Here is a 21,086-nt window from a genome sequence, read left to right as displayed (position 1 = left end):
CGCAATCAAATGCAGATTGCAGTAACCCTCATTACTCCTTTATGTGAGCAGGTGTGAGCGCTTTGGCGTTTGCGGGTTTCCGGGAGGAACAGGATGAAAAAGCTTCTTTTGACAGCAGCCATTCTTTTGGTGACAACGGGCGGCGCATTATCGGCCGAACGTTTGAGTGTGCTGTGCGGCGCCGACGAACGCTGGTGCGCTGAAATGAAGACAAGCTTCGAACAGAAATCCGGTACCCAAGTCTCCATGGTACGTAAGAGCACAGGCGAAATTCTGGCTCAGCTTCGTGCCGAAAAGGACAATCCCAAGGTGGATGTATGGTGGGGTGGCACGGGCGACCTGCAGTTGCAGGCCGCATCCGAAAACCTCTTGGAAAAGTACATATCACCAAACAAGAAGGATCTCCTTGGATGGGCCAACAATTTTGAAGAAATATCCAAAGGACAGGCTTCAGGCATCTATGCCGGCGCTCTCGGTTTCGCGTACAACGCCGATCTTTTGCGCAAGAAGGGTTTGCCGGCACCGGCCTGCTGGAAGGATCTTACAAATGAAGCCTATCGCGGTGAAATTCAGATCGCCAATCCGGCAACGTCAGGTACGGCTTACACGGCATTGGCGACCTTGGTACAGCTTTTCGGAGAAGACGAGAGCTTTAAGTACTTCAAAGCCCTCGATGCCAACATTAATAGTTACACGAAATCTGGTGCTGCACCGGTGAAAGACGCTGCCCGAGGTGAAACCCTTATCGGTATTGCTTTCATGCATGATGCTGTGACATTGAAACAGGCCGGTTTCCCGCTGGAGATCGTCGCCCCTTGCGAAGGAACCGGTTACGAAATCGGCGGTGTCGGTATCGTGAAAGGTGCGCAGAACATTGAAAATGCCAAGCGCTTTGTTGATTACGCCCTGAGCCCGGAAGGGCAGGCTACGGGCGCGAAGGCCGGACAAAATCAGGTGCCGTCCAACGCAAAATCAGAGGTGCCGCAAGGAGCACCGGATATCTCTTCGCTGAAGCTGATTGACTATGATTTTTCTATCTATGGCGCTTCCGACACGCGCGACAGGCTGCTTGCGCGTTTCGCCACCGAGATAAAAGCGGCCAATTCCCAATAGATTTTCACACCGTATCATTCTCGGTCCGGGGAGGTTTCGTCTTGTTTAAGATGGTCACATCCAGAACCAGCTTGGACCGCAAGAGTTCGGAGGAGGCGCCGGTGCGGGTGATAAAACGCGGCACGGCCGTTTTCGAAAAGCGTTTGGATATTTCTCCGCAAGCGGCTTTTGACGAGTGGTCGCGGCCTATCGATGTGTATTTACGGCGCGATCGGACGGGTAATCTGTTTTCTTATGTCAGTTTTGATTTCCGTATCGACAGTGAAACGGTCTTTGGTTTTGGAACACCGGATGGAAAATGGTACCGGGCAAAACAGCGTTATGAGGAAATTGTCGAGGGGCAACGCATAACATACATCCTCACAATCAAGTGCCGTCACAAGCTTGTGTATCTCAGTACAGTGACGATTTCCTTTAAAGAAACACCTGCAGGCTGTGTACAAATATACTCGGAGCAAGGCACGAGCTTCGACAACGAGCCCGTGCCGGATCATCTGCAATGGTATGCAGAGAGGCTTTTCGGCAAAAATTTCTCCATCTGAGCTGCTGGAGGCGGCGTTGTGAAGAGTATTTATGAAGCGGATACCTCTGTAAGTTTTGTAATTAAAAAGTCGCTTTTTGGCTTCACAAATTCCTCACAATATTATTTCACATGATGTATGAATTATGATGCGTATCCTGTGGTCAGCTTTTGATGGCCCGAGGGCAGAGCAACCGGGCGTTGCCCGAGACAAAGGTGATTTCATGTTTGGTCCCGACGGTATCTCGCTTGCAAAATTCTTCCGTGACATCGAAATCCTCAGGCAGAACGCCATCGCTGCTGCTGCGGCGGCTGCTGCAAAACCAACCTATACCGCCAGCAGAGGGCAAACACCGCAGGTGATTGCCCAGACATTGGGCCATCGTGATGGTGGTCAGGCGATTGCCAAAGCCAATGGATTGCGCGTCGATCAGGTGATCGAGCCGGGTGTTGTGCTTGTTATACCCAAAATAGATCCGGTCGCCGATCCATCCGAGGTGAAGTTCAACACTGCTGTTGCAACACACAAGGATGCACCACCTCCCGTTGATCCAAAATTGGTTGCAGCGGATGTGAAGGGTGGAAAATCCATCGAGCAGATTGCTGCGGAACGTAAGATCAGCACGGATGAGGTGAAGGCCGGGATTGAGGCGTCGGGACTGCAGATCAAAACAACAGAGCCAACCAGCAATAATGGTGACGTCAAAACGACAGAGATCGTGGACAAGGCCACCAGCAAGGTTGTTGCCACGCATTATGTGGACTACCAGCACGGTGGAACCACGTCCAAGGTCACGGATGCCGATGGCAAAGAGGTCACGCAGGTCCAGTACGGTGACGGAACCAGCAGTCACACAGTGACGGACACAAAGAGCGGGGAAACCAGCACCCGCGTCGAGGACGCGAAAACAGGCAAGGTCACGGAAACTTCCGTCGACAAGGACAAGCGCGTGAAGCAAACCATTACCGAGAAGTCCGGTAATGAAACCAGAAAAACCGAAAAGCTCTCCTTCAATGGCTATCAGCTGACCACCGCACCGGATGGCAGTTCAACTCTTGTACGCGAAGCCGATGGCATGCAGGTGGCCATGAAAGCCGGGAGCCCCGAAGCCTCGCTTGCCAAGACGCTGTTCGATGTCAATCCAAACAGCAGCGACCCTGCCAAGGCGAAGGAAGGTGCCGTCGTCAAGACCAGCATTGATGCGATGCTGCTTGGGAAAAATTATCAGGAACTCGATGCGGCCGCGCAGGCTAAAACGAAAGAGACGCAGGCCGCCATTGCAAAATACGGTGCCGGGCAGGCAACGCCGCCCACACCTATGGCCCCATCGGGAAAGCCCTGGGTTCAGGTTGGGACAGTCTGGGTTGATCCGGAGGTCGCCAAAGCCATGGCCGCCGAGAACACGGCCGGCGCGAAACTCATCGACGTATCGACGAAGATCAAGCAGGCTAATGATCAATTGAACGTCTATGCCCTGGATCCCGACTATAAATCCGCTTTCAAGGGTGCTCAGAAGATTCTTGATAAATCGCTGGCACCGCATGACCTGCAGTGGAACAGGCCTGAAGCGACGGGCACGCTCGAGGAGGCCAGGCAACAGCTGGCCGCTACGAACAAACAAGTCACAACAGCCGGGACCACTGCGAAGGAATATGCCGAGGCTGAGCGCCTGACGGGTGAAGCAATCGTCAAGCAAGGGCAATTGCCGCCATCGGTCGACAAGAATGCCACCGTGGCTATGCCTGCGGGTTCACACTATGACCCAGAGAAAGCCGACGTTCAGCAGAAGGCAAAAAGCGCTGAAGTCAACGACCTTTTCGCGCAGGCGGCTACCCATACCGCTCGGGGTGACAAGGCATTTTCCGACTATCTCGTCGGGATGAAACAGGAGAAGCTTGGCGCCGCCAAACCGGGGACCGCCGAATATACCCAAGCCAAACAGGAGCTCGATCAGGCTCTCAGCCAGCAGGATAAAGCCGGCAAAAATGTGCATACGGCGGAGGTCTATCAAACCTATCACGATGCCAACAAGACCGTGACAGGTTTGAAGGAGACAGCGCAGGGAATCAAAGACAGAGTCGTTGATGAAGACCGCCAAAAGAACCCGTGGCGCTATGACCGGAACAAGGAGAATAGCACAGGCGGCGGCGACTATCTTGGCAAGATAAAAGAGCAGAAGGTTGTTGAGGATGAAAAGGATCATCAGCTTTATCTCGAGACAAAATACGAGCACGGCGATCTCAAGCGCGTTCAGCTGACCTATGCCCTTTCCGACAAGAATGTTTACGCCGAATACAAGGACCGTGAAGTCAACAAGCAATGGCAGAACCTTATTCAGGGGCCGCCGGAAATGTGCGGGCAGGGGAGTCTCGCCAGTGCGCAGAGCGCGCTCACTTCGGCAGGTATAGAAGTCAAGAAAGTTCAGATCCTTGATCTGGATGTTCAGATCAAGGATCTGAATGCGGCCATTCCAGAGCTGAAGAAAGCACGTGACGATGCTGTTGCCAAATATGGCGCTGGCACACCTGATGTCTCTTCCGGCAAACCGCAATCCAATGGCTCGAATGTGGTCAATGCGGCTTACACCACGCCACTTGGAACGGGTGTGGACGCATCTGCCGGCAATGGGGAAAAGGTTCGCATCCAGCAGGGCGACCAATGGATATGGGTTCATCCAGCCGTTGCCAATGCCCAGTCCGCGCTTGATACAGCCACGAGCCAAAGAGATGCGGCCGAGCAAGCCCGCAAGAGAACCGTTTCGGACCTCAATAAGCTGGAGTTCGCTCTGACCCAGCCGATGAAGCTGATCGACGACGGTGGTTCCGAGGCCTATGCCAAGAACCTGGAGTCAACCTATTTCGAGAAGCGCCGCGATCAGGCGCTGCAAGATTACCAGTTGAAGATGCAAGATCTTTATAGCGCCGGCTACACCGAGCAGTTCAAGACCACTAAAATTGGTGACGATCTTGATAAGACGGTACGCAGTGCGTTCCAGCTCAATGGCAGCGATGCGGAAACGCTGGAGAAGATCACAGGGGAAATTCACGATATTGCCGGTGACTCCGTCAATTACAAAATCGTCCCGATGTTTCACATCGATGGCAGCCAGGGCTCTCAGCCGACGGCGCTGATTGCGGTCAAGGAAGGCGGCGGCAAGGTTTACTATGTCGACGTGACCGGCAAGAAATTTGAAAACCTAAAGGATTTTCAGGACAACAACACCCAGTTTGGCGAGGGCGGCAAACTCGTCGTGCCGCGAAGTCTCGATATGCGGAAAGGTCCGGATTCGACCATTCCACTGGAAGTTGTCAGTGCGCGCAATTTCACTGTTGCCGAAAAAATCATTGATCCGGTTGTGGCAACAGTGACGACAGTCGCAACGGTTGCCTCGTTTATCCCACCCTTCGCGCCCATAGCAGCGCCCATCGCCATGACGGGCGGTGCCTATCTCGGTGGCCGCGCTGTCGCCCGGCAGGTCAATCACCTCCAGCATGGCGGCGAGTGGGGCGATACGGAATCATGGATGAATATGGGATCGGTAGCCAGCTCATTCATACCCATGGCAGCAGGTGGTTTGCGAACATTTGGTATGTTCCGCACTGTTTCCGAGATGTCGGCAACCCAGGCGCTCCGAGGCAGTATTGGTGCGTTGCGCGCCGACACACCTATGGCGCTCAGGGCTGCCGAATATATGAGCAATGGCGGAAAATTGAACCGTACTGCACGCGGGCTCGATTGGTCATCACTCAGCATCGGTGTGCCGATGACGGTAGTCTCAGTTCACGACATTGCCTCGGGTAATTTGAAGGGGCTCGACCTGTTCAATGCAGTTACCGGCGTTGCCACTGGCGCTGTCGGTTCTGTCTTTGGCGTGCGCGGACTGATGATGACGCGGCCGCGAAAAGAGCAGTCCAACGATGGTGATGCCTTCAACGCATCCCTGTCATTGCTTCCGGAACCAAAGGGTCCGGGCAAATTCGCCGTGCCAGCTTTTGACGACGCGGATGTGATCAATCAAGTGAACGATTTTGTCGATTTTGCCCGCTCAAGACAACCCGCCAGTCTATCTGCTGCAGGAAGGGAAAAGAATTGGGGCGAACTCTGGAAAGACTATCAAAGCCACCAAGGCAAGAACCCTGATGCCGGGCCTCCGCCGGAATTCTTCAACATTCCTGGGCTGGCCAATCCTGAGCATTTGAACCCGGCTCAAACGGGGACGGGTTCCAAGCCGAAGATCAATTCAATCAGCTACAACAAGCCAACAATCACGCCGCATACAACGCCGGAGGAGATGGGCTCTATTTTGCCGGGACAATTGGCACGCATGGAGCCGCGTGAACTGGAGAGCCTGACGTCGGCCCAAGCCTCAAGCATCCGCAAGGCAGCCAAGGCAAACCTGAATGACGAGCAGTTGGCTGCTCTGGAAACTGCCAAGAAGCGCAGGGACCAACCGGCGGCGAAAACGGTGCAGAGCCCACAGACCAAGCCAACAGCGAATGAAAAGCAACCGGATGGTTCGGGTGCATTGGCTGCTCCGGAAAAACCTGTCATCACACTTCTCACCAAGCCCAGAGAGATCAAGAAACTTTCTTCTGAAGAGATTGCTCGGTTGAATCCGGAAGAGCTCAAGGCTCTGCGCCGCAGACAGGCAAAAGCAGCCAGCCCTGACAAGCTGGAGACGGATGAGCATCTCTCAGCTCTCCTTTTCGCCCAGCGTCGGCGCAATGCAAAGGAGAAGGGACGTGAATTCCTCGACATTATGGGCGAGCGCAAGCCGCCTCAACTGCGAACCGGATTGATCAAGGTAGGCACGCTTGCAGTGGGTGCCGGTGCTCAAGTGGCAAAGACTCTTGGTTTCCCGCAGGCTTCCGGCACGTTGAACGGACCTTCTGCCGCCATGTTGCTGTCGATCCGCTCCAATGGCTCGAAATTGGCCTGGTGGACGAACAATCATGGCGTGCAGCGCGCATTCAGCCATGCGATACGCGGTGATGAGCCGAAGGCTTTGGATAGAGCCGAGAAACTCTGGAAAAGCGGATGGAAAGGTGCTTCCAAACCATCAGAAGCGCAAAAAGAATTCCTTATCGAAACACTGAAGACGGTGGCCGCTTACGGAAAGGCGTACAAGGATGAGCGTTCTGGCGTTTCAGGTGCGGATCTGAAGCTTTTACCAAAAGTTGATGGCGATAGGTTCACCCATCCGAGCGTTGCGGAAAAAGTAACACTCAAGAAAATGAACAAGCTTGCCGACTTCAAGGTCGACCAGACAATTGACCGGGACAATGTCGGTGAGGCGCAGCAGCGCATAGAGGATTTATGGAACGGCGATCCGGACACGTTCGCTGCTGCCTATGACCGCTATGCCCGGACCGAAGGTGCGCGAAAAGCCTATGATGATCTTCATAGTTTCCTGCTCAGCAAATTCGAAAATGAAGATCCAAAGCTAAAAGGCCAGATTGACTGGAAGAGAGCAGAAAACCTCGTTGGAAGCTCCATGTCGGCCGAAACGCATTTGGGCTTCCTCTTCAAGGCAGGGGCGCTGGCTGCTCCAACAAACGCTTTGTTGTCAGTGATGCTGACCAAGCACACAGGTGACATGAATTTGGTGCAATGGGTTGGTCAGGATGCCGGAAATCTGTTGCGCGCCCTTCCTGCAGTGCTGATCCAGACCGCTTATCTCAAAGCGGTACAGAACGTTGCCAATATCAAGATGGAAAAGGGGCCGATGACGCCTGAAAAACAGGCGAAGATAGACGAACTGGGCAAGAAAAAAGATGAAATGAATTTCAGGAGTGACAAGACTGCATGGCAGACCAGCTTGCCTGGCTTCCTGTTGCTTGGTGGTGTTGCTGCAAGTCTGCCGGAAGGTGGAACGCTCAAGTCGATCCTTTATGGTGTACAAGCCGCTGGCGGACTCGCGTGGTATGCCGCGCAACGGCCGCCAAAGTGGATGCCGACACTATCAGAACGCGTCAATGAAAACATGCGTATGGTCGGTATCGCGACCAGCATAGGTGTGCCGTTGTACATGCTGATCGATTCCTTCCTTCCCAATGACCGCGACAAGAGCAAGGACAAGTCGAATCTCGATGTGCTTCTTGATTTTAACCGCGTCATGGGAACGCTGGGAGACTTGTACCACAAGGTATTTGGTGATGATCAGCCGACAACGCCTGTTCCTGTGCCGTCGGGTACCACGCCAATGCCGGTAAAGACGAGTGCTCCGCCAGCAACACCAATCACTCCCCCGGCAACGCCGAAAAAGACGCCACCTTTGACGACATCAACGCAACCACCCAAGCCGCATGGAGGGGTAAAGTCTATCGCTTTTGAGACGAAGGCAGAGCCCGGCAGTATTGAAGCGGAAATCGATTTCCAGCTTCATCGTGCGATGATCATGCTCGATCCTGCCTATGCCAATACGAAGGAGCGGGCGGAGTACGAAGCAGCGGGACCGGGCAATTCAGTTTTTGCCTGGGAAAATATGCGCGGTTCGGCCGTAAACATGATGAATACCTTGGCGGCCGACTCCAAGAGAGAAGATATGGCTCTCTCTGCGTGATTGGAAAATTAGGTCGTACACTCATACCATCTCAATCAGATTTATGAGTCTACGACCTAGTCCAAGCCCTATGCGGCTTGGACCGGATTTGCAGGCGGTGGCGGGCAGTTGGCGTGCACGATCTCGCGAGTCTTCTGGTCGTCGGCAAACCATAGTTCGGCACGCGGGGACAAAGTCGTTACATCCTGTGGCAATCCGGGAACTGTCTGTATCGTGAAAAACGACAGGAGACCGAAGCGGCTGTTAAAACGCAACACCAGATGGGTATCGACTGCTTCGCTGGGGCGCTGATCCGTCGAAATGTCGAAGCGCTTCCATAAGCTTTTTTCAAAGAGATCGATCCGCGGGCGTAGTGCAGGTGTCACCCATTCTTCAACACGGAGCTGGTTCAGAAAAGCCAGAGCCGTACAGACCGGATCCAGCATCTGTGACAGCATTCCATCATCAGCAGTCAGACAATCAATCATATCGATATGTGCAGCAGCATCGCCAAGACGGCTCACATATCCAGGCATCAACTCGCTGCACAACCACCGGGCGCCGTGATTAATTTCCATGATGTGCCATTCGGGACAGAATATGTGTGCCGGCATTGGGCTGTGAGCTTCGATTGCGCCGCGCATACCTTTCAGAGACGGTGATTTCATCACTTGCGGGCGGTAATGCAGTGCTGTGTAACCCGCCAACAGCAACATCGCGTTTATTACCGATGTCGGCGCGTTCAGTTCGAACAGCCATTTTGTGAGCAGTGCCTGACTCGGACGGGAGCGATCCCGTTCTATAAAGCTCACATGGCGCTGTGAAATCCCCAAACGCAACGCGAGGTCCAATTGTGTAACGTTACTGGCGCTGCGAAGCCGCCTCAATTTATCGCCCAAGTCCATGATGATGTCCCCTGCGAATAGTCATTCAGATGCCATGCACACAGCTCAGCTCAAGATTGGAGAAGGGGATCGATTCGGCCTTTAATTAGCCTTATGTTTAAGAGATATGACGTTTTGTGAACGGTCCCATGCGTTGGAAGCATTGGCTTATCAATTATTATGTTCTATGGTAACGTTAGATACCTGGGGCAAATGGTACGAAGAAAATGTCGATTGCGAAAGTATTAATTAACACACAATCACTCACAATAGAGTTGGAAGGCGAGGATGAGTTCGTAAGAACTTATCTTGACAAGCTTATGCCTATTTTGGAGCGATCTAAATTTGGCGAAGATGGTCACGTTGATGGAGAAGCCGGTTTGCCGGATGATTTCCATGCGGTCGCCTCTGTCAAATCCGCTGGTACTGCTCCTTCGCGTAAACGCGTGCGGAGCGGCGGAGCGTCAGGCGGGTCATGCCGTGAACGGGTGAAAAAGCTGCGAGATGCTGGTTTTTTCGAAAAACAGCACGGTATTGGCGATATTGTCAACGAGTTGACCAGCCAAGGCTTCCCCCACAGCATCAATCAGGTCGGGGCGGCTTTGTCGACAATGTTCGGCCGTAACGAGATTGAACGCAGCAAGATCGACAAGAAGTACAAGTACTTCTGGAGCTCAAGCCAGATCAAGGCTGCCTGATCCTAGCTGGCGCTGTAGTGTGATCATGTAAATCATTTTTATCGAGGCGATCCCTTTGCCTCGACCTGGTGTCGTGCGGTTGTACCCCATCTGTTGGCACGTGTTGGGAAGTAGCGCGTATATTGACGGGTCTGTGAGCACTTAATGCATAGGGAAGGGCTGTGAATCACAGCCCTTCTGCATATCAGGCCCGTGGCAAGCACAAATTTTCATATTCAAAAAAATTGAACTCATGTCATTTAGGGAAGGTTGCCCTGCCTGATTATGTTCGGCGCCGTCTTCACAAAGGTTAAGAGAAATTGTTTTGACGAAGACTTGGCACGACACTATCGTTTAATGAAGAAATCGTCTTGGAGAGTTCGTCTGGAATATTCTCTTGGAAATGTCTCTCACGCATAACCTCGCAGGTAATCGCCAAACGGCAATCGCGATGTCATGTTGCCCCTCCCCAATGGATGCTTCCTACAATTTAGGTGGTACTCCCAGTTGCAGTTAGCCTGAAACAGGATCCCAGCCAAATGCGGTCACTTGCCCGAGAATGGATAGACGAAATTCTATTGAGGACACCTTTTGCGCGTAGTCTCGGTATCATATTCCTTTCGACTCATGGTGATGCCGTAAAGATGCGGTTACCCGTGCAGGGGGATGTAACGCAGATGCCCGACAATGTTCATAGTGGTGCCATTGCCGCGTTCATTGAGATATCGGGTTCTGCAGCGGCTGTGCTCGGGGCAGGAAACCTGTCTATCGCCGGTTGTGCGACATCCCAGCTGAATGTCACGTTTTTGTCGCTGGGAGATAGCCGGTACCTTGATGCAAATGCGGCCGTAGTGCATCGGACTGCTACTCAGGCTGTCGTGGATGTAACGGTGACAAGCGATGATGGGCGCCCGATAGCGAAAGCTACAACAATATGCCGTATTTTCGAGAAACGTGCAGTAGCGCCCGCACCTCCGGTTTCGTTCTTCCGGCCGTTCGTTGTGAAAAGCTCGGCTGACCAACGCAACGCAAGGTAAGCTTCGCCTTTATTTCATGTTCGCTGGTTTGATGTCAAAGAAGGCATCAACGTTCTGGCGCAGTCGTCCGAGTTCAGTCTGCATCTGCGGGATCAGAAAAACCGCGTAGAGCGCGATCAGCAGAGCAAAAATCAGGTTTTTAACAGCCATCGACAAGTCAAAAACATGGAGCTGCGGTGCCATGCGTGACAGAAATGCCAACATCAGATCCGCAATCAGCAAAGCGAGCACGATAGGTCCGATCTGGACAAGCGCCATCTGCATCATGCCATTAACGGTCCCGATGAACAGCGGCAGGGTTGCACCGGTCAGCACAGGCACGAAATCTGTCACAGGCCATATGCGGTAGCTGTTATAGAAACTGTCGAGCAACACCAAAAAACCACCTGATGAGAAGAACAGAACAATAATTGCAAGCGCAAAGAATGTTCCGGTGATGCTGGTTTCCGTCACCGATTGAGGATCGACAAGCTGAGCTGATGTTGATCCGCGCTGCAGATCTATGAGATCGCCGGCAATTTCCGCTGCCCAAAAGGGAATGCTGAAGAGAAAACCTATGGCAAAGCCGATGACAAACTCTTTGAGCATCATCGCGCCTAACCACGGAATGGTCATGGGCGGCCTGCTTGCAAGGGTACGCATGACCTCCGGTATGACTGGGATCGAGATGGCCAGAGCCACGCCCGACCGTATCGGCCCGGTAATGCCGAGGCGGACGAATATTGGTGAGATGGTCATCAAGCCAAATCCGCGTGACATCGCGATGGACGTAGCCAGCAGTATGGCATAGCCCGCTTCGAACAGTGGCAGCGTGATCATTGAATGTTCCATCGGCGTTCTCAACGCGTCATGGCGGGGAACTCATCAAGGACACGGCTGGCAAGGGAGGTGACCTGCACACCGAGCGCTGGTCCAGCCACAATCAATACCAGCATCACGGCCACCAGTTTGACTGTTTGCGGCAGCGTTTGATCCTGAATTTGTGTCAGCGCCTGCAACAAACCGACGCTGATGCCGACGATAATGGCGACAATCAGCGCCGGCGCTGAGACCAGGAGAACAGTGAGCAGCGCACTTTGCATCTGTGCGAGAAAGGCAGTCTGCATGGTTTTCACCTGTAACTGAGAATGAGGCCGTGCATGAGCCGTGACCAGCCATCGACGGAAACGAAAAGGAATATTTTGAGCGGGATGGAAATCAGGGTAGGGGAGACCATCATCATACCCATCGCCATCAAAACGTTTGAGACAATGAGGTCGATGACCAGAAACGGTATGTAAAGCAGAAACCCGATCTGGAATGCACGGGACAATTCCGAGCTGACGAACGATGGCACGAGCACGACGAGATCATCGGGCTTTACGTTTGCCCGCGCTTCTTCAGACCAGATACCCTCCGTCGATTGCAGGAAGAACTGCCGTTCGCTTTCGGAGGAATATCGCGCCAGATGTTCCTGCAGCGGGCCCCGCACAACATTGGCTGCACGCGTGATGCCCTCGACATTGCTGAGATCTATCGACTGGGTTTCTGCCGCGCGGTAAATATTGCCGACCAATGGAGCGGTGACATAGACCGTGAGGATGAGAGCAATGCCATACAGCACGAGATTGGGCGGGGATTGCTGAATGCCGAGCGCATTGCGCACCAGGAACAGAACAATGGATATCTTCAAAAATCCGGTCATCGTCACAACTGCGAGCGGAATGAATCCGATCGATGTGACCAGCAACAGGATTGGCAGGATATTGCCCTGAAGGTCAGTCATGTGTGCCCAACTGCAAAATGCGCACGCCTAGGCCTTCACCCAACCTGACAATATCGCCTTGGCCTATCTTCCTGCCATTGGCGATGATGGCCACAGCGCCCTCACTGATAGCCGCAACCGGCACGATGCTGCCCTCGGCGAGCTCTTTGACCTCGCGTAGCGACAGGTCGGTGCGTGCAAGCTCGAATATGACGCGAACAGGAAGATTATCGATCGCTCCTTCGTCCATTGCCGTTCCCCTTTCCACTGGAATTTCGTCAGTGTCCATCCGCGTAATCGTGGCTGGACTCCAATTGCTGGTCAGTAAGATGCCTTGCCCGGATTGGATGCAGCGGGCCTGAAGCTGGCCTGCACACAACGCGCATAATTCTCCCGGCACGCTGCTCTCGCTCATTATGGTATCGCCCGGTTGCAGGGCCGCTATTTCGGCCACGCTCAAGGTCTGGGCCCCGGCCAGCAACTGGACAGGAATGGGAAGGCCGTTCACATTGAACGGCGCACCTGCCGGGATGGCATCCCACGCCTTGACGATCAGCTTGCTCGCCTCTGTATTCAATCCGACGCGGACAACGCCTTCAAAGGTGGAGAAGGCGACGTCGAGATCAAGCTTCACATCTGCATGATGCAAATTGGCGTCGGCGACGAATTGCAGGGGTTGAAGCAGCGCCGTTTCGAAGGGAGAAAGCAGGTTCTCAAGTGCCGCTTCGATCAGGATGGCCTGCTGAAGGCTTGAAAGCGTGTGGAATATCGCGGGTTTGCAAAGCCCAGCCACGAGGCTTTCGACAAGACTGCCGGGCATATCCAGTCGAAGATTCCAGATACCGGCTGAAACAGTGAAACGGCGGGATGTATCGTCGTCTGCCCAAGGACGAGCTGATAGACCAATGGACAGCGGTTTGCCGCGCATGTCGGTCTTCAATGTCTGGCGTCGGCGGTAGAGTGCGTTGTGCGCGAGCAGTGAGGCGGGTGAGATGACCGGAAACGCCGGATCATCAACTGCTGTGTAAGCTGGCTGCGGAGATGGTTTTGTGTTCCGGCGCATGATCAGGCCCGTCCTGCATTGAGGGTTGGGCTATGGAATTCGTCACGATCCTCATCTTCTATTTCCGCCTGCAACAGAGCTGCAGCATTGTTTTCTTCCTGAAATGCCGTCTCCAATTGTTCGAGCGATTTCTTCTTGGCCAGATAGTCCGCAGATTTCTTCGTCAAATCGCTCCGCATTTGCTCAAGGTGTTCCCGTGCCTGTGCGTGGGAATCCGCGCTTTCGGCGAGTTGTTGGTCGATAGCGAGGATATCCTGGCGGTATCGTTCAAGCGTGGCCTGACTGACGGTGTTCCCTGTCAGATTGCGCCGGTTCTCCTCATCACGTGCGTTCAGCTCTGCTGCGAGGTGCAGCATATCGTTGTAGGTCTTCTGCTTTTGTGCTTCAGCATTGCTGACGAGTGTTTGCTGTACTGTCAGAGCATTGACGGCAATCTGCAGGCGCAGTTTTCGCAAGCGCACAAGTTTCTCGTATCGTTGCCGGTTCTTCAATTGGCGAGCTCCCACATCCGGTCCAAAGTGTCGTGGAACGCCGTGTGCTCGTGGCTTTCCTGCCGCAGGAAATCTGTAATTGCCTGATGCTTCTCTACCGCTTTGTCGGTGACGGGATCTGAGCCTGCCTTGTATTCTCCAACCCGAAGCAGCAGCTCCACTTCCTCATAGCGTGCCATCATTTCGCGGATCGCAGTGGCATTCGCCTTGTGGCCTTCACCGGCGACGGCATCCATCAGACGGCTGCGGCTGCGCAAGACATCAATCGCCGGAAAATAGTTCTTTTCGGCGAGTTGGCTGCTCAGCGAAATATGGCCATCCAGAATGGCTTTCACCTCTTCCGCAACCGGATCGAGTGTTTCGTCGCCCTCAGTCAGCACGGTATAGAGTCCGGTGATGGAACCACCCGTGCCGGGTCCTGAACGCTCCAGCAGGCGGGGAAGGGCGGCGAACAAGGAAGGCGGATAGGCACGGCGCGTACCGGGCTCGCCAGCAGCAAGACCGATTTCCCGTTGTGCCCGGGCGAAGCGGGTAACGCTGTCCATGAGCAGCAGGACGTCCTTGCCTTCATCACGGAAATACTCGGCGATCGCTGTGGCGCAATGGGCGGCTTTGACGCGTTCGATTGCGGGACGATCAGACGTAGCCACGACTGTCACGGCGCGTTTCCTGCCCTCAACACCAAGCTGGACGTCGATAAACTCGCGGACTTCGCGGCCGCGTTCGCCGATCAGCGCAATAACCACAACGTCAGCCTTGGTCCCGCGAACAATACTGGATATCAGGGAGGACTTGCCGGCACCCGGCGCACCAAAAATGCCAATGCGCTGCCCACGCGCGACCGTCAGGAGACCGTCGATGGCGCGGATGCCGAGCTGCAATGGATCGCGTACAAGATCCCGTTGCAAGGCATCAACCGGTTCTGAAAGTGTCGGATAGAGTGCTACGATTTCGCTGGTCGCATCCGGATCATGGCTGTTGTCACTCACAATCTCGCCTAGAGCATTGACCACACATCCCAGCAAACCAGGCCCAACGGGAACCTGCATGATGCTGCCGGTAGGGATGACCTCGGCCCGTGTGGACATGCCTGCCATGTCGCCGATTGGACTAAGGACTGCTTCGTCATTGTCAAAGCCAATGACTTCTGCCGGAATGGTGCGCCCTGAAACCGGGTCGCGGATTTCGCACAACTCGCCGATACGGACCATCGGCAGAGACGCGTGGATGATGACGCCCGTTATACGGCGAACGCGACCATGCACCTGCAGTGGATGCGCACTGATCGCTGCCTTTTGAAAGCGGTTCATCAGCCGGCTTAGATCGCTCTGCATGCGGTCACAATGCTCCAAATTCAGCTTCGTCGCGGGCGGCAATCAAAGCCTGGCGAATGATGGACAGCTGAGCGTCGAGACCCGCATTGACCACTGCATTGGGAGAAACAATCAGACAGCTCTTTTTATCCAGCCGGGGATCACCAGATATGCGAACCGGCAGACCTTTTTCCAGACCAGCTGAAATGTCATGCAGCAATTTCCCGACATCCCTTTCGAGTTCGGGAGCGACATAAATGGTTAGAGAACGTTCATGACGCAGAAGTTCAATGGCATTGGCCGCAAGTCTGGCGATAACGGCCGGGTTATCGATTTCACCAATCAGCTGTTCGACGACAGAGAGGCTGAGATCAACGACTTGTTCCTGCAGAGCCGCAAGATCACGATCAAGCTTTGTAACCGTTTCGGCAACAAGGATCGCTGCATCCTGTTCACCTTCATGCAAGCCCAGGCGGTAACCTTCGGCCTTGCTCTCATCGAAGGCCGCCTGTGCTGCACTACGGATAGCAGCTGCTTCCTTGCGGGCGGCTTCCAGCATTTCCTGTGCGTCAGTCCATAGGACGGTGTCACGTGCAGAGACAATACGGGATATGGGAGCCCTTGGCATGTCCATCATGCGGCCGCCATATCTGCTGCTGAGGTCGACGAATGCCGGACAATAGAAAGCGCGCGCTTTCCCCGGTCGCCACTGTGCGCTGGCTGGATTTGCGCATTGGTGGGATGTTTGAGCCCGTACCATTGGTTGACGGTGTCAGGCATGCTCGCGCGCCAGCTGGAAAGGCAGGCTTGGCCCTCCTTCCGCATGGCAGCAAGCAGCGCCTCGGGGTCAGTTATGGGTTCGGCCGAAATTGCCAAATGCCGGTGTGCCAGCGCCAACCCATAAACCTCTTGCCCCAATGTTTCCCGTAGCTTGTGCACCGCGGCCGACTGAATGATCTGAGCGAGGGAATTTGCCAGAAACATCGCACCGCACCGCAGCTCAAAGGCTGTGACGTCTTCTGCCGACATCAACAGAAGCTGCAGATCAGGCGCCTCCAGTGTCAAGTCATCCGGTAAGGCGGGAAGCGCAAAATGTTCGCCTATAAGCCGTCGCACATTGCGCCCGACACGCCGCGAGTTGCGCAAATACTCGATGCCTTCAGGCAGGAGCATACCGCCAAAACATTCCGATAAGCGGCTCGGATGGACAAACCTGGCAGTGTTGTTGAGATAGGTGCTCCAGGCGAATGCAAAATCCTGAGCGCCGGGCACGGACACTGTCATGGCGTCTTTCCATTTCGAACGATTTCGGCAGGCTCAAGTGCGTACGTGACAGGTGTCCGGCGTTGCCAGAGGAGGAACCCAATGGCGCCCAGCAGAGCCAGAACAAACAGCCCGACCACTGCTGCAATCCAGAGAACCCGGGTTTCGCTTTCTCTTGTCAGCCACAGACCCATGAATTCCCGTACCTCAAGAGCCGGGGGCGTTTCGCGCGCCTTTTGCGGGGCGGCAACAGGAATGACGGAAACTTTTTCGTAGCTCAGTCCGGCAATGCCGTTTGCAACCAGAGTCTTGATTTGTGGAATCAGCGCATTGATATTGAGTGAGGGTTCGTGCCGGATGAAGACGGAGGCCGATGCCGGGGCTGCAAAGCGATTGAGCGGGTCGTTGTCTGCCAGAACCACATGAACACGGGCGGACAGGACACCGTCAATTTCGGAAACCGTGCGGGAGAGTTCCTCGCTCAGAGCGTAGATCATCTGAGCCCGCTCCTGCACCGGTGACGCGACCAGTCCTTCTTTCTTGAATACGCTGCCTATGGTGGCAAATTCGGCTTTCGGCAGGCCGTTCTCGGCCAGCAGCGTCACCGCTTCGGCAAATTGATCCTCATCGACGACCACTGTCAGCTTGCCATCTTTCTGCGGCTTGCGGGTCGCGGAAATCCCATGTGTCAGCAGCGTCGCCACAATCTGGTTGGCTTCGCGCTGATCGAGATTGGTATAAAGATCCGATTTGCATGCCTGCAGAAAGCACACGGCGACAATCGCCAAAATCATGCGTTGAAACGTATGCGTCATGGGATTGCTATTGACCTCAACCACCACCGCGTGTCGTTTCACGAACACTGGTGGTCAATTGGACAGGCACGTTGGCAATCATGTGCTGGCGCTGCATCAGATCAAAAGACATGGTGAGGCCTTGGATAAGATTTCCCATCTTGTCCTTGTTCAGCGAGGACTGCTGGTCCTTGGGCTGTCCAGCCGTCGCGGACGTTCCATCACTGGAAGCAAAGAAGCGCTGAACCTCGAGCTTTCCGCTTTCAAGACGGTCTGCAACTGTTTTGAATGCAGTGCCGAGACTCCGGCCTACATCGACCGGGCTTGCACCATGCGGCATCGACTGGATGGTCGTTGCGACATGTTCATAAATATTCTGCTGGTTTGCAGAGATAGGCTCGACGAGCTGGTGCTGTGAAACGCCGCTGACCGGGGCAATTTGAGTGACCATTGGAGAGTACCTCGTTGATCGGTTAAGCCTGATACTTACTCAGATGAATTGGCTTCGCTCATTTGGTCGCCGGCAATATCCATGATGAACTGTGTGAACATGGACGTTGCCCCGGAAAGCATCGAGTTTTGCAATTCCTCTTCGAACTTCTTCTGCGCCGCATCATCAGCCGGAGAGGTGGCTTGCTGCTGGGTAATCGCCGTTGTCCGTTCTACTGTCATGGTTGAACTCCTCAGTTTATCGTTTTGGGCGAATTGTTATTAGGCTGCGCTTCCTGCGCATCTCCGCGTTTGCGGTTGGCCTGCAATTCAACGGTCTCATCAACCGTTGAACCGCGGCCACGAAACACGCGTACTCGGGGATCATCTGCGGCAACGGGGGGAGGCTGTATGGTCGAGATAACCTCTCGTGTAACCTCAATATAGGAAGGCGGGCCTGAGACACGCAGTGCCGCGGCATTCTTGCTGTAGTTGATGGAGAAGCGTTCGTCATAAAGTCCCATGCGCTTCATTTCCTGCAGTACGGTATCACCCGTGAGCCGGCCGAGTTCGATAACTTGTGTCTTGAACTCGTCACTGGGGCTAACGTGGAGAATCGCGCCGTCGAAGTACCAGTTCAGGCCATTGCCTTCGGCAAGCTCGTCGAGAAACTGTCCGGCAGTCTGTGCCTTGATCTGGCCGCGGATCTGACCCCGCACCTGACCATCGAGCACAACCGGGAAGCCGAGATTTCGGCCGAATTCCTTCATAGCCCCAGGCAAATCCTGATTGATCAGAACGTAGTGATAGGGCTTGTTCGTCCATTCCGGGAGCGCAGCTGCAGCCGACACGCCAAACATCACCACCGCTGCGGCAAGTGCCGTCACGAAAGCGGAATGACCCAAATAGGCGATGTTTTCTGCCACGCTTTCACATCCCGGTTATGCGAACTCACCATAAAATGATTACAATTGTGAGTATTCACTGTCAATGTTATTGTGATGGGGTTGTGAGTGGTGGGAAAGCCATGTGTGCATTGTCGAATTCTTTTCTTGATCAAGAAAATTCAAATTAAAACAACTATTTAGCTTGCATTTGGGTTCGCGATGCGATGGGCGGCTGTAATATTTGTAAGACAAAAGAGCCATGAGCGGTGGTAATCTCTTTTATGTAATATTGCCAACATATGAGTATGCTGTTAGTTGTGAGTTAGCACTGCTTTGTGCTTATAAAGGGCTCGGAGTCCCGAGCCGGTGATTAATTGAAACGCAAAAGGGATTCATCATGGCACAGTCAGGTTCCGTAAACGCTTCCTCATCATCCACCAATTTCGACAGCAATCTTGCTTCTTTGAAAGAAGCATTTGATCGCATCCAGAAAGAAGCAACGCAGACAAAGCTTGCAACAATGGATGGCCAGAGCGTGCTGGATATCGCCAAGGCAAAAATTGGTTGATTTCTACTGGAGAGGGGACGGTCAAAGCCGTCCTCTCTCTTCTTTCTTTGTACGCGCCGTTTGGCACGGGTTTTGGCGACCACAACAAATGCAGGTTTGACATGATGTTGATAAAGCAAATTTCTGGCGCCACGAGTGAATTGACGTTGAATGTTCTCGATGGTGTCCATCGCGGTGTAACTGTTCCCATTTCGGGCAATGATTGTGAAATCGGCTCGTCTACCGATTGCGATCTGTTGTTGAGCGACAGCTCGATCGTGGGCAGGCATTTTTCCATTCGCCGTGCTGGCGCGATGGTGGTCATTGGAGCCCATGGCGGCGAAGTGATTGTCAACGGCCGGACAAAGCTCGACATTGGTCAGGGCATGCGCGCGAAGCTGCCTGTACGAATCCTGGCGGGCGGCGTTTCCATGGTGCTGAATGGCCCAGCCAGGGTGCAGAACAATCTGCAATCCTATCTCCAGCCGCTGCGCAAGGTCGGATTGTTCGGCGGTTGTGTTGCGCTGCTCGGTGTATCGATCGCATTGGTTCAGGCGGGGGTTGCCAGCAATCTCGATGGCCGCCGTACCGACTCGACGCTTGGTGCCGCATCACAGGTTGTTCCCAACGTTGCGGCGGTGGCTGACCCCAAACAGGTGCTCAACCAAATGCTGGCTGACAACGGCCTTGGCTCTCTGGATGTTCAATGGGACGGATCACGTGTTCACGTCGATGGTGCTGTCGATCAGGAACAGATGAAAAAATGGGCGGATGTTCAGTACAGGTTTGATAGCCAGTATGGCAGCCACAACGTTGTCTCGAGCAGCGTCCATCAGGTGGCCAATAAAATTCAACCCAAGTTCAAATTACAGGCGATCTGGTTTGGAGAAAAGCCCTACGCGATCGCGGCTGATGGCTCGCGGCTCTATACCGGCGCTGCTCTCGAAGATGGCTGGATCATCAAGGAAATTGGCGCGGACAGACTTGTCGTCAAACGCAATGTGGAAGAATTCACGTTGACATTCTAACCGGCGGGAGAGAGGCCAATGGCGCTTGATCTGCGTCGTACTGATAGTCGGGAGCGCGCAGAGCGCTTGCTTCCTGCTGTCGGTGATCGTGGCGGTTCCAATGCAGCAACGGACGTTCAGTCGTTCGAGGCCGCCCTGCGCAGGACCAAGCTTTTCAACGAGCGTGGAAAGAATGCCAACCGCAAGCGGACGGATAAGTTTTCGCGCGTTGATTCATCGGCAATTGGAAAGCTGAAGGGCTTTCACAGCGAAGAAATGCTTTTGCACATTCTGGAACATGTCTTGCCTCTCCTCGAACTTGGGCCCGACATTGCTGCTATCGCGGTGGAGTTGATGCAGGAAGAAATCGACAAATGCCGGGAAGTGAACGGTCGAATTGCAGAGGTAAAGTCCGTTGAACTTCAGCGAGCGTGACAGCGCCGAATACCTTCACACATTGGGCCGGCTTTATTGGCGGGCTGGGAATCTGGATCGTGGTCTGGTGTTCCTGCTGCTTGCGGCACGCGTGGCCCCGGATGATGTCGCCATTCTCAAAACATTGGCAACAGTGTTCATCGAACAGGGTGCAGCCAACCGTGCTTTGACAACGATAGACCGCATCGCGGGGTTGGGTGACGAGTTCCTGCCGGAACTGGCGGCACTGGAAAGCCGCGCCTTGTGGACCGCGGGCCAGTTTCAGGAAGCCCGGGACACGTTCTCGGATTTCATGGCCAAAAGGTCTGAGCCTTCCCCAACCGCTCCAGTTGGATCGTGA

Annotated in this window: 22 protein-coding genes; 9 read left to right on the top strand and 13 right to left on the bottom strand. The window is 54.1% G+C overall.

The features are described from left to right. Positions 1 to 93 precede the first annotated feature (93 nt). The 3 genes from HB779_RS21135 (at position 94) to HB779_RS21125 (ending at position 8,196) form a co-directional block, all read left to right on the top strand. A complete protein-coding gene (locus HB779_RS21135; RefSeq protein ID WP_188346309.1) occupies positions 94 to 1,113 on the top strand; it encodes an ABC transporter substrate-binding protein in 1,020 nt (339 codons plus the stop codon). A gap of 143 nt (positions 1,114 to 1,256) precedes the next feature. Next, entirely contained in the window at positions 1,257 to 1,655 is a 399-nt protein-coding gene (locus HB779_RS21130) for an SRPBCC domain-containing protein (RefSeq protein WP_188346308.1), read from the top strand. A 124-nt stretch (positions 1,656 to 1,779) separates the two neighbouring features. After that, entirely contained in the window at positions 1,780 to 8,196 is a 6,417-nt protein-coding gene (locus tag HB779_RS21125; protein ID WP_188346307.1) for a DUF4781 domain-containing protein, read from the top strand. Between the two features lie 68 nt (positions 8,197 to 8,264). Here the strand turns inward: HB779_RS21125 and HB779_RS21120 are convergent, their stop codons facing one another. After that, a complete protein-coding gene (locus tag HB779_RS21120; protein ID WP_188346306.1) occupies positions 8,265 to 9,080 on the bottom strand; it encodes a helix-turn-helix domain-containing protein in 816 nt (271 codons plus the stop codon). A 206-nt stretch (positions 9,081 to 9,286) separates the two neighbouring features. Here HB779_RS21120 and HB779_RS21115 point away from each other — a divergent pair, with 206 nt between their 5' ends. Both HB779_RS21115 and HB779_RS21110 read left to right on the top strand, forming a co-directional pair. Next, entirely contained in the window at positions 9,287 to 9,757 is a 471-nt protein-coding gene (locus tag HB779_RS21115; protein WP_188346305.1) for a hypothetical protein, read from the top strand. Positions 9,758 to 10,275: 518 nt separating this feature from the next. After that, complete coding sequence (locus tag HB779_RS21110) at positions 10,276 to 10,773, top strand: PaaI family thioesterase (RefSeq protein ID WP_188346304.1); 498 nt, start codon at positions 10,276 to 10,278, stop codon at positions 10,771 to 10,773. 9 nt (positions 10,774 to 10,782) lie between these two features. On the opposite strand, the gene sctT is transcribed toward HB779_RS21110, so the two are convergent. From sctT to HB779_RS21050, 12 genes are read right to left on the bottom strand one after another with little or no spacing between them, the layout of a single operon-like run. After that, on the bottom strand, positions 10,783 to 11,592 hold the full coding sequence (gene sctT, locus HB779_RS21105) for a type III secretion system export apparatus subunit SctT (RefSeq protein ID WP_244642803.1): 810 nt from the start codon (positions 11,590 to 11,592) through the stop codon (positions 10,783 to 10,785). A 20-nt stretch (positions 11,593 to 11,612) separates the two neighbouring features. Continuing rightward, entirely contained in the window at positions 11,613 to 11,879 is a 267-nt protein-coding gene (sctS, locus tag HB779_RS21100; RefSeq protein WP_182550183.1) for a type III secretion system export apparatus subunit SctS, read from the bottom strand. Between the two features lie 5 nt (positions 11,880 to 11,884). Then, positions 11,885 to 12,538: a type III secretion system export apparatus subunit SctR gene (gene sctR, locus HB779_RS21095; RefSeq protein WP_188346302.1), complete on the bottom strand. Its 654-nt coding sequence runs from the start codon at positions 12,536 to 12,538 to the stop codon at positions 11,885 to 11,887. After that, a complete protein-coding gene (locus HB779_RS21090; protein ID WP_188346301.1) occupies positions 12,531 to 13,580 on the bottom strand; it encodes a FliM/FliN family flagellar motor switch protein in 1,050 nt (349 codons plus the stop codon). Before HB779_RS21090 ends, sctR begins: the two co-directional genes overlap by 8 nt. Positions 13,581 to 13,582: 2 nt before the next feature. Continuing rightward, positions 13,583 to 14,041 (bottom strand): hypothetical protein, encoded by a 459-nt coding sequence (locus HB779_RS21085; protein WP_188346300.1) that lies wholly within the window; start codon positions 14,039 to 14,041, stop codon positions 13,583 to 13,585. A gap of 26 nt (positions 14,042 to 14,067) precedes the next feature. Next, the gene (locus tag HB779_RS21080) at positions 14,068 to 15,405 is read right to left on the bottom strand and encodes a FliI/YscN family ATPase (RefSeq protein WP_188346299.1); all 1,338 of its coding nucleotides are present in this window, start codon (positions 15,403 to 15,405) and stop codon (positions 14,068 to 14,070) included. 4 nt (positions 15,406 to 15,409) lie between these two features. Further along, positions 15,410 to 16,021: a type III secretion system stator protein SctL gene (gene sctL, locus HB779_RS21075; RefSeq protein WP_188346298.1), complete on the bottom strand. Its 612-nt coding sequence runs from the start codon at positions 16,019 to 16,021 to the stop codon at positions 15,410 to 15,412. Beyond that, positions 16,018 to 16,668 carry a hypothetical protein gene (locus HB779_RS21070; RefSeq protein WP_188346297.1) on the bottom strand — a complete coding sequence of 217 codons (651 nt, stop codon included), beginning with the start codon at positions 16,666 to 16,668 and terminating at the stop codon, positions 16,018 to 16,020. Before HB779_RS21070 ends, sctL begins: the two co-directional genes overlap by 4 nt. Continuing rightward, positions 16,665 to 17,462 carry a type III secretion system inner membrane ring lipoprotein SctJ gene (gene sctJ / locus HB779_RS21065; protein WP_188346296.1) on the bottom strand — a complete coding sequence of 266 codons (798 nt, stop codon included), beginning with the start codon at positions 17,460 to 17,462 and terminating at the stop codon, positions 16,665 to 16,667. The genes HB779_RS21070 and sctJ overlap by 4 nt, the downstream gene beginning before the upstream one ends. A gap of 16 nt (positions 17,463 to 17,478) precedes the next feature. Then, positions 17,479 to 17,892: a hypothetical protein gene (locus HB779_RS21060; RefSeq protein WP_188346295.1), complete on the bottom strand. Its 414-nt coding sequence runs from the start codon at positions 17,890 to 17,892 to the stop codon at positions 17,479 to 17,481. Between the two features lie 35 nt (positions 17,893 to 17,927). Further along, complete coding sequence (locus HB779_RS21055; RefSeq protein WP_188346294.1) at positions 17,928 to 18,113, bottom strand: hypothetical protein; 186 nt, start codon at positions 18,111 to 18,113, stop codon at positions 17,928 to 17,930. An 11-nt stretch (positions 18,114 to 18,124) separates the two neighbouring features. Then, positions 18,125 to 18,796 (bottom strand): type III secretion protein, encoded by a 672-nt coding sequence (locus tag HB779_RS21050; protein ID WP_188346293.1) that lies wholly within the window; start codon positions 18,794 to 18,796, stop codon positions 18,125 to 18,127. Between the two features lie 358 nt (positions 18,797 to 19,154). Here HB779_RS21050 and HB779_RS21045 point away from each other — a divergent pair, with 358 nt between their 5' ends. The 4 genes from HB779_RS21045 (at position 19,155) to HB779_RS21030 (ending at position 21,086) form a co-directional block, all read left to right on the top strand. Further along, on the top strand, positions 19,155 to 19,325 hold the full coding sequence (locus tag HB779_RS21045; protein WP_162700357.1) for a hypothetical protein: 171 nt from the start codon (positions 19,155 to 19,157) through the stop codon (positions 19,323 to 19,325). A 101-nt stretch (positions 19,326 to 19,426) separates the two neighbouring features. Next, positions 19,427 to 20,332 carry an FHA domain-containing protein gene (locus tag HB779_RS21040; RefSeq protein WP_188346292.1) on the top strand — a complete coding sequence of 302 codons (906 nt, stop codon included), beginning with the start codon at positions 19,427 to 19,429 and terminating at the stop codon, positions 20,330 to 20,332. A gap of 18 nt (positions 20,333 to 20,350) precedes the next feature. Beyond that, positions 20,351 to 20,746, top strand: a complete 396-nt coding sequence (locus HB779_RS21035) for a hypothetical protein (protein WP_188346291.1) — start codon at positions 20,351 to 20,353, stop codon at positions 20,744 to 20,746. After that, complete coding sequence (locus HB779_RS21030) at positions 20,727 to 21,086, top strand: lipopolysaccharide assembly protein LapB (protein WP_188346290.1); 360 nt, start codon at positions 20,727 to 20,729, stop codon at positions 21,084 to 21,086. The genes HB779_RS21035 and HB779_RS21030 overlap by 20 nt, the downstream gene beginning before the upstream one ends.

The sequence above is a fragment of the Phyllobacterium sp. 628 genome (genome assembly GCF_014189505.1).
GTDB lineage: Bacteria > Pseudomonadota > Alphaproteobacteria > Rhizobiales > Rhizobiaceae > Phyllobacterium.
Note: the sequence above shows the minus strand (reverse complement) of the source record. Positions and strands in the feature narration are given on the sequence as shown.